Annotated in this window: 13 protein-coding genes; all 13 read right to left on the bottom strand. The window is 74.2% G+C overall.

What is annotated here, in order from left to right:
* Positions 1 to 2: 2 nt before the first annotated feature.
* On the bottom strand, positions 3 to 938 hold the full coding sequence (locus ACPYO6_RS07055; protein ID WP_425714146.1) for a prenyltransferase: 936 nt from the start codon (positions 936 to 938) through the stop codon (positions 3 to 5).
* Complete coding sequence (locus ACPYO6_RS07060) at positions 935 to 1,279, bottom strand: lycopene cyclase domain-containing protein (protein WP_425714147.1); 345 nt, start codon at positions 1,277 to 1,279, stop codon at positions 935 to 937. The genes ACPYO6_RS07055 and ACPYO6_RS07060 overlap by 4 nt, the downstream gene beginning before the upstream one ends.
* Positions 1,276 to 1,629 (bottom strand): lycopene cyclase domain-containing protein, encoded by a 354-nt coding sequence (locus ACPYO6_RS07065; protein ID WP_425714148.1) that lies wholly within the window; start codon positions 1,627 to 1,629, stop codon positions 1,276 to 1,278. Before ACPYO6_RS07065 ends, ACPYO6_RS07060 begins: the two co-directional genes overlap by 4 nt.
* Positions 1,626 to 3,329: a phytoene desaturase family protein gene (gene crtI / locus ACPYO6_RS07070; RefSeq protein WP_425714149.1), complete on the bottom strand. Its 1,704-nt coding sequence runs from the start codon at positions 3,327 to 3,329 to the stop codon at positions 1,626 to 1,628. The genes ACPYO6_RS07065 and crtI overlap by 4 nt, the downstream gene beginning before the upstream one ends.
* On the bottom strand, positions 3,326 to 4,201 hold the full coding sequence (locus tag ACPYO6_RS07075) for a phytoene/squalene synthase family protein (protein WP_425714150.1): 876 nt from the start codon (positions 4,199 to 4,201) through the stop codon (positions 3,326 to 3,328). The genes crtI and ACPYO6_RS07075 overlap by 4 nt, the downstream gene beginning before the upstream one ends.
* A complete protein-coding gene (locus tag ACPYO6_RS07080) occupies positions 4,198 to 5,286 on the bottom strand; it encodes a polyprenyl synthetase family protein (protein WP_425714151.1) in 1,089 nt (362 codons plus the stop codon). Before ACPYO6_RS07080 ends, ACPYO6_RS07075 begins: the two co-directional genes overlap by 4 nt.
* Positions 5,283 to 5,936 carry a MarR family winged helix-turn-helix transcriptional regulator gene (locus tag ACPYO6_RS07085; protein ID WP_425714152.1) on the bottom strand — a complete coding sequence of 218 codons (654 nt, stop codon included), beginning with the start codon at positions 5,934 to 5,936 and terminating at the stop codon, positions 5,283 to 5,285. The genes ACPYO6_RS07080 and ACPYO6_RS07085 overlap by 4 nt, the downstream gene beginning before the upstream one ends.
* A gap of 91 nt (positions 5,937 to 6,027) precedes the next feature.
* Entirely contained in the window at positions 6,028 to 6,771 is a 744-nt protein-coding gene (locus tag ACPYO6_RS07090) for a pseudouridine synthase (protein WP_425714153.1), read from the bottom strand.
* Positions 6,768 to 7,439 (bottom strand): SMC-Scp complex subunit ScpB, encoded by a 672-nt coding sequence (scpB, locus tag ACPYO6_RS07095; RefSeq protein WP_425714154.1) that lies wholly within the window; start codon positions 7,437 to 7,439, stop codon positions 6,768 to 6,770. Before scpB ends, ACPYO6_RS07090 begins: the two co-directional genes overlap by 4 nt.
* Positions 7,436 to 8,533 carry a segregation and condensation protein A gene (locus ACPYO6_RS07100; RefSeq protein ID WP_425714155.1) on the bottom strand — a complete coding sequence of 366 codons (1,098 nt, stop codon included), beginning with the start codon at positions 8,531 to 8,533 and terminating at the stop codon, positions 7,436 to 7,438. The genes scpB and ACPYO6_RS07100 overlap by 4 nt, the downstream gene beginning before the upstream one ends.
* Complete coding sequence (locus ACPYO6_RS07105; RefSeq protein ID WP_425714156.1) at positions 8,523 to 9,404, bottom strand: ParA family protein; 882 nt, start codon at positions 9,402 to 9,404, stop codon at positions 8,523 to 8,525. Before ACPYO6_RS07105 ends, ACPYO6_RS07100 begins: the two co-directional genes overlap by 11 nt.
* A gap of 83 nt (positions 9,405 to 9,487) precedes the next feature.
* Positions 9,488 to 11,122, bottom strand: a complete 1,635-nt coding sequence (gene pgi / locus ACPYO6_RS07110) for a glucose-6-phosphate isomerase (protein WP_425714157.1) — start codon at positions 11,120 to 11,122, stop codon at positions 9,488 to 9,490.
* Between the two features lie 150 nt (positions 11,123 to 11,272).
* Positions 11,273 to 12,217, bottom strand: coding sequence for a site-specific tyrosine recombinase XerD (locus ACPYO6_RS07115; RefSeq protein WP_425714158.1), 945 nt, complete (start codon positions 12,215 to 12,217; stop codon positions 11,273 to 11,275).
* Between the last annotated feature and the right edge of the window lie 32 nt (positions 12,218 to 12,249).

Raw genomic sequence — 12,249 nt, forward strand, 5'->3', positions numbered from 1 at the left:
GGTCATGCCCCTCTCGTGGCGGCGTGGATGAGGATCATCGTGACGGCGAAGCCGCACACGTAGTTGATGACGAGGAAGCGCCGCCAGCCCCGGTTCGTCCGCGGGGACCCGGAGTCGGGGACGCCGACGTACGGGAGCGCGGTGACGATGTAGGGCACCGCGACGAGCGCTCCCAGGGGGCCCGGCCACGGGACGGCGAGCATGAGCAGCCCGGCCGCGGTCCACAGGCCCACCGAGACCCGCACGGTCCAGCGGGCACCGAGCACGGTGGCGATCGACGACAGGCCCCCGGCGCGGTCGGGGACGACGTCCTGCACCGCCCCGAAGGCGTGGGCAGCTGCTCCCCAGAGGTAGAACGCGACGAGCACGAGGACCAGGGGCGGCGAGAACCCGTTCCCGGCCATGACCGCGCCGTAGACGGCGGGCCCGGTGAAGTGGGCGCTGGAGGTCGCCGAGTCGAGGAACGGGATCTCCTTGAACCGCAGCCCGGGCGCCGAGTAGGCGACGACGGCGAGGAGGACGAGACCGAGGACGAGCCACGACACCGGGTCCCCGAGGAGGACGAGGACGACGACGAACGGCACGACGGCGACGGCCACCGCGACCAGGACCGCGCGGTGCCGGGCAGGCACGAGCAGGGCGCCCTCGACTCCGCCCTTGCGCGGGTTGAGGAGGTCGGAGGCGTGGTCGAACACGTCGTTGATGCCGTACATCGCGAGGTTGTAGGGCACGAGGAAGAACAGGGACCCGACGACGAGGACGGCGTCGACCCGGCCGCCGCTCAGGAGGTAGGCGGCCGCGAACGGGTAGGCGGTGTTGATCCAGCTGACCGGACGGGACGTGACGAGGAGCGTCCGACCGAGCGAGCGGCGCCCACGCGTACCGTGCCCGGCACCGGTGGTCGACGGGGTCCCGGGGCGGGCCTGCGGCCGGCTCATCGGTCCTCCTCGGCGTCACGGCGAGCGTCGCGGCGTGGCGCGAGCAGCAGCCACACCCCCGGCAGCAGGACGAGGGCGCCGAGCGGGTAGGCGAGGTCCTCCACCGGGATGCGTCCCAGCCGCACGCCGGTCAGGCCGTCCCAGTCGTAGTCGAACAGCCCGGCGGCGACCATGAGGTTGTCGAACACGACCGTGAGGACCGCGAGGAGCGCCGCGGTGACGAGGGCCGGCAGCCACCACGCGCGGACGAGCGCCCGTGCCCGCCCCGAGCGCAGCAGGCCCGCGGCGAGGACGAGGGCCGAGAGCGGCAGGAAGATCGCGCAGAGGACGAGGTAGGTCACGACGGTCCCCCGTCCCCCGACCGCGGCGCGGGGCGTCGCGTCCGTCCGAGCGCGCGGCCCGCTGCCATGAGCAGGACCATCGTCAGGTAGCTGAGGAAGACGAGGAACACGATCTCCTCGATCGGCATGTGCGGGGCCAGGAGCAGACCCGTGGCGAACCGCGAGTCGAGGTGCCGGAACAGTCCGGTGGCGATGCCGGCGGCGTCCCAGGCCAGGAGGTAGGCGGTGCCGACGAGGACGACGACTGCGGCGCGACCCGGGGCGTGCCAGAGGAAGAGGCGGTGCCGCGCGTCGATCGTCGCCATGCCGGCCGTCGAGACCAGCAGCGCGGTCAGGTAGGCCCAGCTCATCGTGGACCTCCCGCGTGGACGTCCGGGCCCGGGGACGCCGTGACCGGCTCGCGGGCACCGGAACTGTCCCCGGCCCCAGGCATGACCGGCGCACCTCGGGCGGGCTCGGGCAGCGGGCCGGCCGTCCGGTCACCGCGCACGTGCTTGAGCACGAGCTCGGCGCTGATGAGGCACATGGGGACTCCGATCCCGGGCACCGACGTGGCGCCGGCGGTGACGAGGCCGGCGACGCGTCTCGAGGCGGTGCGTCCACGGAGGAACGCGCTCTGCCGGAGCGTGTGGGCAGGGCCCAGCGCACCTCCCCGGAAGGACGAGAAGTCCCGTTCGAAGTCGCGCGGCCCCACGGTGCGACGGACGACCACCCGCTCGGCGAGATCGGGGATGCCCGCCCACCGCGCGACCTGTTCGATGGCCGCGTCGGCGATCCGCTCGACGCGCTCGTCGCCGGAGCCGTCGATCCCGCCCGAACCGATGTCCGTCCGCGCCGGCACCGGGACGAGCACGAAGAGGTTCTCGTGCCCGTCCGGGGCGGCGGAGGGGTCGGTGGCGCTCGGCCGGCAGACGTAGAGGGACGGCGGCTCGGGCACCTGGGCGTCCGGGCCGAAGATCTGCTCGAACCCCGCGCGCCAGTCCTCGGCCAGCAGGAGGGTGTGGTGCTCGAGCCGCGGCAGGTCACCCGTGACACCGAGCATGACGAGCACGGCGCCCGGCCCCGGGTCGAGCCGCCGCCAGTGGCGCCGCGAGCGGTCCCGGCTGCCCGGCACGAGCAGCTCGGTCTCGGTGTGGTGCAGGTCCGCGGTGGAGACGACGAGGTCCGCGCCCTGGCGGTGCTCGCCGTCACCGGAGGCGTCCCGCCACCGCACGCCCGTCGCCCGGCCGTCGCGGGTCTCGATCCGCGTGACGTCCGCGCCCGTGATCAGGGTCGCCCCGTGCGCGCGGGCGAGCCGCTGGATCGAGTCGACGACGGCGGAGAACCCTCCGCGCGGATGGAACACCCCGTCGGCAAGGTCCATGTGGCTCATGAGGTGGTACATCGCCGGTGCCGTGAACGGCGACGCGCCGAGGAACACCGCCGGGTAGTCGAGGACGCGGTGCAGCCGGGAGTCGCTCACCGCGCGGCCCGCGTGGCGGTGCATCGAGGTGGTGAGCAGCCGCGCGAGGGTGGGCAGGCGTCGCAGGACCGGCCGGGACAGCAGCGTGCGCACGTCCCGGAACGGGTTGTAGAGGAACGCGTCGACGGCGGTGGCGTAGGTCTGCTCGGCCGACTCGAGGTACCGGGTGATGCGGGCGCCCGCGCCCGGCTCGACCCGCTCGAACGACGCGGCCGTCGCCTCCCGGTCCGAACGGACGACGAGCTCGTCGACGGGCTTCCCGGGCGGCGGCTCGAAGAGCACGCGGTAGGCCGGGTCGAGCCGGACGAGGTCGTACTGCTCCGCCGTCGTCGTGCCGAGCAGCCGGAAGAAGTGCTCGAACACCTCGGGCATGAGGTACCAGGACGGGCCGGTGTCGAACACGAACCCGGCGCTCTCCCACCGACCGGCCCGCCCGCCGAGCACGTCGTGCCGCTCGAGGAGGGTGACGTCGTGCCCCTCGTGGGCGAGTAGCGCGGCGGACGCGAGGCCGCTGATTCCCCCGCCCACCACCGCCACGCGCAGGGGGCGTGCGGGGCTCGCCGCCCGACCGGCGTCGGCCGCCGTCACGCCGTGCGCTCCGTGGCGCGCATCGCCCCGACGAGGATCCGCACCTTCGTCGGGCCCGGGACCCGGACCCGGCGCTCGACGACGAGCGCGGCCGGGGTCCGCTCGATCCGTCGGTTGAGCTCGGCGAACAGGCGCAGGGCGGCGGTCACGGCCGGCCGGGCGCCCGCGGGCAGCTCGGGCAGGGTGCTCCGCGCCGCCGACAGGTCGAGCCGGACGGCCGCGGTGATCTCGGCCTTGCGCTCGTCGTCGAGTCTGCCCCCGGGTAGGTCCGGGAAGTAGGTGCGGCCGAGCTCGCGCTGGTCCTCGGCCAGGTCCCGCAGGAAGTTGATCCGCTGGAACGCCGCGCCGAGCCGGCGTGCGCCGTGCTCGAGGCGGGCTCGGCGGTCCGGCGAGGTGTCCTCGCCGCCGAGGAAGATCCGCAGGCACATGAGCCCGATGACCTCCGCCGAGCCGTAGACGTACTCGTCGAGCATCTCCTGGGTGAAGGCGACGGGCGTGAGGTCGGCCCGCATGGAGGCGAAGAACGGCCCCGTGAGGTCCTGCCCGATGCCGAACCGGCCGGCGGTGGTGGCGAAGCTGTGCACGACCGGGTTGGCGCTGTAGCCCACGGCGCAGGCACGCCGGACGTCGTCCTCGAGCCGGTCGAGCACCTCGCCCCGGGCCGCGGCGTCGAGACCGGCGGCGTGGGCGGGTCCGTCGACGATCTCGTCGGCGACCCGCACGATCCCGTAGACGTTGGCGATGTGGGGACGCATCTCCCGGGCGAGCAGGAGGCTGGCCAGGCCGAACGAGGTCGAGTACTCGTGCAGCACGACCCGGGAGACCTTCGCCGAGGCGCGGTCGTACCGGTCGAGGGCGGCGGACGCGCTCATGCCGCACGCTCCGCGCACCGGGCGAGCACGTCGAGGAGCAGTCGTTCGAGGTCCGCGTCGAGCCCGGCCTCCTCGATGTGTCGGCGCACGGCGTCGCACTCGGCGCGCACCGTGCGTTCGACCTCGGCCAGCGCGCCGGAGTCCCGGATGACGGCGCGCAGCTCCTCGGCGCCGGCGTCGGTCAGGGTGGGCGACCCGAACAGGTGCGCGACCTGCGTCCACCCCGGCGAGGTCCGGGCGACCGAGACGAGCAGCGTCTGCTTGCCCTCGCGCAGGTCGCCATGGACCGACTTCCCGGTGAGCTCGGGGTCGCCGTACACACCCAGGACGTCGTCCCGCAGCTGGTAGACGACCCCCAGGCCCCGGCCGATCCGGTCGAGCGCGGCGGCGGTGTGGTGGTCGGTGCCGGCGAGGACCGCGGCGGCCACGAGCGGCGCCTGGAAGGAGTAGCGGGCGGTCTTCAGCTCGGTCGTGCGCAGCACGCGTCCGGCGTCGGACTCCTCGGAACCGAGGCCGAACCACGCGTCGGCGTGCTCGCCGGCCGCCGCGTCGACGATCGCCTCGTCGAGGAGCTCGACCAGCCTGCGCCGCGTGGTGGTGTCGACGTCGCAGGTGGCGACGAGGCGCTGGGCGGTGGCAAGCAGCAGGTCCCCTGCGATGATGCCGGAGGCGGCGCCGAAGGCGTCGGCGGCGCCCCGGGCGGTGCCGAGGCGTGCAGCTCGGGCAGCGGCGCGGCCGGAGACGTTCGGTTCGCCCCGGCGGACCGTGTCGTTGTCGATGACGTCGTCGTGGGCGAGGAGCGCGTTGTGCAGGAGCTCGAGCGCGCAGGCCACGTCGAGCGCGGCGTCGGCCTGCCGGTCCCCGCGGGACAGGCTGCGCCACACGGCCAGCAGGAGGCGGGAGCGCAGCCGCTTGCCGCCGAGCACGAGTCCGGCGAGGTGATCGACGAGGTCCCTGAACGCGTGGTGGTGCCGGGCGGCACGTGTGCGCAGCTCGTCGGTCACCTCCCGCAGACGTCCGTCGAGCTCGCTCTCGTCGGTGGCACGCGCGGAGAGCGTGGGGACACGCTGTGCGATCTGCGTCATCGGTCGATCCCGTCCGCATCAGGTCGGCCCCCGGTCGGCTCGTGCTGTCGGCCGTGGTCGGACTCGTCGGGTCGGCCCCCGGTCGGCTCGTCGTGCCCGGTACCGTCCGGCCCGTCCGCGGAGCGCTGTGCCAGGTCGGCGAGGAACCGCGTGACCACGCGTCGCTCGGCAGAGCTCAGGCGCGCGGCGGCCGCGAACCTGCCGGCGTGCTGGACGCCGACATGCCCCCGCGCGCTCTGCTGCGTGCTCGGGGTGACAGTGAGTGCGACACCCCGGCGGTCGCTGGGGTGCGCGGAACGGACGACGTGGCCGCCGGTCTGGAGCCGGTCGAGCATCTTCGTCACCGCCGCGCTGGTGAGCCCGAGGTACTCGGCCACCATCGCCGGGGTGACGACCGCGCCGATCCGGGCGCCGCCCATGACGAGTCGGAGCGCCTGCATGTCCCGCTCGGAGAGCTCCATGTAGTCGCTCGACGCCTTCGAAGCTCGCGCCTCCTCGGCCTTCCACGCCTGGAGCGCGCGCATGACGTCGGCGATCTCCGCCAGATCGTCGTCGCTCAGTCCGGCCCGATCGAGGAGCTCCCCGTCGGGATCCATCGACGCGTGGTCGTGGAAGGAGGTGACGATGCGCTGCACCGGGTCGGAGTACACACGAACATACTAACCAGGTTAGTTACTTACGCAAGACGCGACTTCCTGCTCGTGGCGCGTCGCGCACCGGCGGACCCCGCCGGGTCGACGGCTACATGCCCACCGACGCCATGAGCGCGCCGAGCTCGGGGCCGGCGATGACGCGGGTGCGCCCGGGGCGCAGGTCGCCGAGCACGATCGAGCCGATGCGCGTGCGCAGCAGGCGGGTGACCGGGTGGCCGACCTGCTCGAACATGCGGCGCACGATGTGGTTGCGGCCCTCGTGCAGGACGATCTCGACGAGGGTCGCGTCGGGCGCCGTGTCCTTGATCGTCACCTCGGACGGGCGGACGAACCCGTCCTCGAGCTCGAGGCCCTCGCGCAGCTGGGTGGAGACGGCCTTGGGGATCCGTCCCTCGACGGTCGCGAGGTAGGTCTTGGGCACCTCGTAGGACGGGTGCGTGAGCCGGTGGCCGAGCTCCCCGTCGTTCGTCAGCAGGAGCAGCCCCTCGGAGTCGGCGTCGAGCCGGCCCACGTGGAAGAGCCGCTCGGAACGGCCCTCGACGTACTGGGCGAGCGAGGGGCGGCCGTCCGGGTCGTCCATCGTCGAGACGACGCCGCGCGGCTTGTTGAGGGCGAGGGTGAGGGCGCTCTCGTCGAGCTGGACGCGGGATCCGTCGACGTGGATGACGGCGGTGGCCGGGTCGACGCGCGTGCCGAGCTCCCGCACGACCTGGCCGTCCACGCTCACCCGGCCGGCCACGATGAGCTCCTCGGAGGCGCGCCGCGAGGCGACGCCCGCCCCGGCGAGCACCTTCTGGAGTCGGACGCCCTCGGGCGTGTGCGGGTCGGTCATGACGCTCCCTCGGTCGGGTCGACGCCGTCGGCGCCGAGGTCGGGCAGGTAGGGCGCGAGCGGCGGCAGCTCGTCGAGCGAGCTCAGCCCCATCCGCTCGAGGAACGCGGTCGTGGTGCGGAACGTCATGGCGCCGCCCTCCTCGGCGGGGCCGGCCTCGGCCACGAGGCCGCGGGCGAGCAGGGTGCGGACGACGCCGTCGACGTTGACGCCGCGCACCGCCGCCACGCGGCCACGCGTGACCGGCTGGCGGTAGGCGATGACGGCGAGCGTCTCGAGGGAGGCCTGGGTGAGGCGCGCGGTCTGGCCGTCGACGACGAACCGCCCGACGACGTCGGCGACCGCGGGCGAGGAGTAGATCCGCCACCCGCCGCCGACCTCACGGAGCTCGAAGCCCCGGCGCCGCCCGCCGCGCTCGCCGCGGTACTCGGCCGCCAGCTCGCCGAGGGCCTCGGTGACGAGCTCGGTGGGCACCCCGAGCACACCGGCAAGGTCGAGCGCGGGCACCGGGTCGTCGACGATCATGAGGACGCCTTCGATCGCGGCGTGCAGCTCGTCCGTCCCGGGGCGCGCATGCACCTCGTCGAGGGTGTCCTGCGTGGGCTCGCCGCTCCCCGGCTCGTCGGTGGCGGGCACGCCGGGGCGGACCTCGTCGGGTTCCGCGGTCACGATGCGCTCCTCGGGTCGTCTCGTTCGTCGTCGTCGCCGTCCGGCGCCGTGTCGCCACCCCGGTCCACCGCGGGCTCCGGGGCCGGCCCCGGTTCCTCGTCCGCCGCGTCCGGTCCGGTCTCCGGCCCGCCCACCTCGGTGGGGTCCCCGACGACGACGTCGCCCTGCTCCGGGCCCGTCCATCGCACGGACAGCTCGGCCAGCGCCTCGGCCTGCTCGAACCCGACGGCACCCTGCCGGAACAGCTCGAGCAGGGCGAGGAAGCGGGAGACGACGTGGCCGGTCGTGGGCGCGTCGGCGACGAGCTGCCGGAAGGTGACGGTGCGCCCGCGCCGGAGCCGGTCGACGAGGATCGCGGCCTGGCCCGGGACCGGCACGAGCGGGTCGTGCAGGTGGTCGACCCCGACGCCGGGGGGCGCGGGCCGACCTGCCTCGGCCGCGGCGGCGAGCCGGACGAGGTCGTCCGGCCCCACCGACCAGACGAGCTCGGGCAGCAGGGCGGCGAGGTGCGGCTCGAGCGGGACGGACCGCGGCCAGGAACGGGCCCCGCGCTCCCACGCCTCGGCGAGGTCCTCCGAGACCGACTTGTAGGCGCGGTACTGCAGCAGCCGCGCGAACAGCAGGTCCCGGGCCTCGAGCAGCGCGAGGTCCTCGGCATCCTCGACCTCGCCGCGCGGCAGGAGCCGGGCCGCCTTGAGGTCGAGCAGCGTGGCCGCGACGACGACGAACTCGCTCGCCTCGTCGAGGTCCCAGACGTCGGCGGCCGCGAGGTAGGAGATGAACTCGTCGGTGACCGTCGCGAGCGCGACCTCGGTGACGTCGAGGCGGTGCTTGGCGATCAGTGAGAGCAGGAGGTCGAACGGGCCCGAGAAGTTGTCGAGGACGATCGAGAAGCCGCCCTCGGCCGCCAGCGCCGCCTCCTCGGCGCCGAGCGCGGGCACCTGCGCGGCCTCCTCAGGACTCGGCGCGGGTACCTGCGCCGCCTCCTCGGAGCTCAGCGCGGGCTCCGCGGGGTCGGCCCCCGTCGTCGGCGCCCCGTCCGCGGTGGGACGGGTGCCCGCTGCAGGGCCGGTCGGCGCGGTGTCAGGCCGCATCGCCGCGGGCGACGAGCTCGCGGGCGAGGCGCCGGTAGGCGTCCGCCCCCGGGTGCGTGGGTGCGTAGCTCGTGATCGGCTCCGCGGCCACGGAGGCGTCGGGGAACTTGACGGTGCGCGAGATGACGGTGCGGAACACGCGGTCGCCGAAGGCCTCCCGCACGCGGTCGAGGACCTCGCGCGAGTGGAGGGTGCGCAGGTCGACCATGGTGGCGAGGATGCCGTCGATGCGGAGCCGCGGGTTGAGCCGGTCGGTCACCTTCTCGATCGTCTCGACGAGCAGGGCCACGCCGCGCAGCGCGAAGAACTCCGCCTCGAGCGGGATGAGCACGCCGTGGGCGGCCGTCAGCGCGTTGACCGTGAGCAGGCCGAGGGAGGGCTGGCAGTCGATGATGATGACGTCGTAGTCGTCGAGCACCGGGGCGAGCACCCGGGCGAGGGCCTGCTCACGGGCCACCTCGCCGACGAGCTGCACCTCCGCCGCCGAGAGGTCGATGTTCGCGGGCAGGACGTCGAGGTTCGCCACGGGGCTCGTGAGGATGGCCGAGCGGACGTCGGGCCGACGCTCCATGATGAGCTGGTAGACGGTGCGGTCGAGCTCGTTGGCGTTGATGCCGAGCCCGGCGGACGCGGCGCCCTGCGGGTCGAAGTCGACGATGAGCACCTTGCGGCCGTACTCGGCCAGGGCGGCGCCGAGGTTGATCGTCGTCGTCGTCTTGCCGACCCCGCCCTTCTGGTTGCACATGGCGATGACCCGGGCCGGGCCGTGGCTCGGCAACGGGGCCGGTACCGGGTAGTCCTCGTCGCCCCAGGAGATCGGCGCGGCCGGTTCGGTCCCGGCGGCGTCGAGGGTCGGCTGCTCGCTGCTCATCGGCTCAAGGTTAGTCGAGGTCCCGGGCCCGCTGCGTCCCCGCCCTTCAGACGCCCGTCACCGACCGGTTGCGGACCGTCCGGTCACGAGCGGCGCGCCTCCCGGTAGCGACGGATGAGCTCGCTGGTGGAGGAGTCGTGCGCGTCGGCGGCGGGGCCCTCCTCGGCGGTGAGCTCCTCGCCGATCCGGGTGGCGAGCACCTTGCCGAGCTCCACGCCCCACTGGTCGAACGAGTTGATCCCCCACACCACGCCCTGGACGAACACCTCGTGCTCGTAGAGGGCCACGAGCTGGCCGAGGACCGACGGGGTGAGGCGCGGCGCGAGGATCGTCGTCGTCGGCCGGTTGCCGGGGAAAGTCTTGTGCGCAACGAGCTCCTCGGGCACGCCGTCGGCGCGCACCTCGTCGGCGGTCTTGCCGAACGCGAGGGCCTCGGACTGCGCGAACAGGTTCGCCGTCAGGAGGTCGTGGTGGAGCGCGACCTCCTCGTGCGCGGGCCGCACGAACCCGATCATGTCCGCGGGGACGAGCTCGGTGCCCTGGTGGATGAGCTGGTAGAAGGCGTGCTGGCCGTTGGTCCCGGGCTCGCCCCACACGATCGGCCCGGTCGCCACCTCCACCGGCTCCCCCTCGCGGGTCACGCGCTTGCCGTTGGACTCCATGTCGAGCTGCTGGAGGTAGGCCGCGAACCGGCCGAGGTCCTGCGCGTAGGGCAGCACGGCGGAGGTCGTGGCGCCGAGGAGGTTCCGGTTCCACACCTTGATCATCGCGAGCAGCGCGGGAACGTTCTCGGCGAACGGGGCGGTGCGGAAGTGCTCGTCGACCGTGTGGAACCCGTCGAGCATCTCGCGGTACGCCTCGGGGCCGATGGCGATCATGACGGAGAGCCCGACGGCGGACGTGAACGAGTACCGTCCGCCGACCCAGTCCCAGAAGCCGAACATGTTGTCCGTGTCGATGCCGAACTCGGCGACCCGCTCGGCGTTGGTCGACACCGCGACGAAGTGCTTGGCGACGGCGGCCTCGTCCCCGAGCACGTCGACGAGCCACGTCCGGGCCGACCGCGCGTTGGTCAGGGTCTCGATCGTGCCGAAGGTCTTCGACGCGACGACGACGAGGGTCTCCTCGGGGTCGATACCCGTGAGGGCGGCGGTCAGGTCGTCGCCGTCGACGTTGGAGACGTACCGGACGTCGATCCGAGGGTCCGCGTAGGCCGCGAGGGCGCGGTGGGCCATCGCCGGTCCGAGGTCCGAGCCGCCGATCCCGATGTTGATCACCGTCGTGATGGCCTTGCCCGTGTGCCCGGTCCATTCGCCCGAGCGCACCTTCTCGGCGAAGACGGCCATGCGGTCGAGCACCTCGTGGACGTCGGCCACGACATCCTGTCCGTCGACCACGAGCTCGGCGTCCCGCGGCAGGCGCAGCGCCGTGTGGAGCACGGCCCGGTCCTCGGCGGTGTTGATGTGCTCGCCGGCGTACATCGCGGCGGTGCGCCCCGCGAGGTCGACCTCCTCCGCGAGCGCGCCGAGCAGCTCGAGCGTGCGCGGGGTGACGCGATTCTTCGAGTAGTCCACGTAGAGGTCGCCGACCTCGGCCGTCAGGGTCCTGCCCCGTTCCGGCGCGTGGGCGAAGAGCTCGCGCAGGTGGGTCTGCCCGATCTCGCCGTGGTGCGCGGCGAGTGCCTGCCAGGCGGGCGTGTCCGGGACGTGCGCGGTCATGGTCTCCTCCGAGCGTCGACGACGATGCCCCCATCGTGGCCCACTTCACGGCCGACGTGCCAGCCGGTCCGCGGCGTGGGCGGACGCGGCCGCGGCAGCGCGGGCACGTGGGCGCCCACCCGTCCGGTCCACCCCACCGACGCGTGCGGCTCAGCCGCTGCGGGGTGCACGGGCGCGCGGGTGGCTCGTCGCGTAGACCTCCCGCAGGGCCTGGACGGTGACCTGCGTGTAGATCTGGGTGGTCGTCACGCTCGCGTGCCCGAGCAGCTCCTGCACCACGCGGACATCGGCGCCCCCGGCGAGCAGGTGCGTGGCGAACGAGTGCCGCAGCGTGTGCGGCGAGAGGTGGTCGACGGCCAGGCCCGCACGCTCCCCCGCGGCACGGAGCACGGCCCACGCGCTCTGGCGCGAGAGCGGGCGGCCGAGCGTGTTGAGGAACAGGTGCGCCGTCCCCCGGCCCTTCGAGGCGAGCGCGGGCCGGCCGCGGACGAGGTACGCGCCGACGGCGTCGGCCGCGGGGCCGCCGAGCGGCACGACCCGCTCCTTGCGGCCCTTGCCGAACAGGCGCACGGCGTGGTCGGCCAGGTCCACGTCGTCGACCGCGAGCCCGACCGCCTCCGAGATGCGGGCGCCCGTGCCGTAGAGGACCTCGACGAGCGCGGCGTCCCGCACGCCCAGGGGCTCCTCGGCGGCGCCGGCGGCGGCGATGATCGCCTCGACCTCGCTCACCCCGATGGCTTTCGGCAGGCGGCGGCCCTGGACGGGCGGCCGGACCCGGGCGGCGACGTCGTCGGCGACGAGACCCTCCGCGAGGGCGAACCGGTGCCAGCCCCGGGCGGCGGTGACCGCCCGGGCGGCGGAGGACGCGGCGAGCGGTCGCCCGCCGTCGGAGCCGTCCGCGAGCACCGCGGCGAAGGCCGCGACGTCGTCGACCGTGACGTCAGCGAGGCGGGCGCGCCCGAGGGCGCGCAGGTGGCCGGTGTAGCGGGTGAGGTCGCGCCGGTACGCGGCGACGGTGTGCGCGGACAGACCCCGCTCGACGGCGACGTGCGCGAGGTACTGCTCGAGCGCGTCGTCGAGCGCGTCGCGGGTCATGGGCGCGGAGCCGGGGACGGGGTCGGCGAGGC

Origin of the sequence: Georgenia sp. Z1344, from assembly GCF_049856295.1 — a bacterium.
In the GTDB taxonomy this organism is placed as follows: Bacteria; Actinomycetota; Actinomycetes; order Actinomycetales; family Actinomycetaceae; genus JB111.

Bases quoted from the DNA above. Each gene is read 5' to 3' on its own strand.
- ACPYO6_RS07090 (WP_425714153.1), bottom strand. From the start codon at position 6,771: ATGACCGACCCGCACACGCCCGAGGGCGTCCGACTCCAGAAGGTGCTC.
- ACPYO6_RS07080 (WP_425714151.1), bottom strand. From the start codon at position 5,286: ATGACGCAGATCGCACAGCGTGTCCCCACGCTCTCCGCGCGTGCCACC.
- ACPYO6_RS07075 (WP_425714150.1), bottom strand. From the start codon at position 4,201: ATGAGCGCGTCCGCCGCCCTCGACCGGTACGACCGCGCCTCGGCGAAG.
- ACPYO6_RS07100 (WP_425714155.1), bottom strand. From the start codon at position 8,533: ATGCGGCCTGACACCGCGCCGACCGGCCCTGCAGCGGGCACCCGTCCC.
- ACPYO6_RS07055 (WP_425714146.1), bottom strand. From the start codon at position 938: ATGAGCCGGCCGCAGGCCCGCCCCGGGACCCCGTCGACCACCGGTGCC.
- ACPYO6_RS07105 (WP_425714156.1), bottom strand. From the start codon at position 9,404: ATGAGCAGCGAGCAGCCGACCCTCGACGCCGCCGGGACCGAACCGGCC.
- ACPYO6_RS07115 (WP_425714158.1), bottom strand. From the start codon at position 12,217: ATGACCCGCGACGCGCTCGACGACGCGCTCGAGCAGTACCTCGCGCAC.
- ACPYO6_RS07065 (WP_425714148.1), bottom strand. From the start codon at position 1,629: ATGAGCTGGGCCTACCTGACCGCGCTGCTGGTCTCGACGGCCGGCATG.
- pgi (WP_425714157.1), bottom strand. From the start codon at position 11,122: ATGACCGCGCACGTCCCGGACACGCCCGCCTGGCAGGCACTCGCCGCG.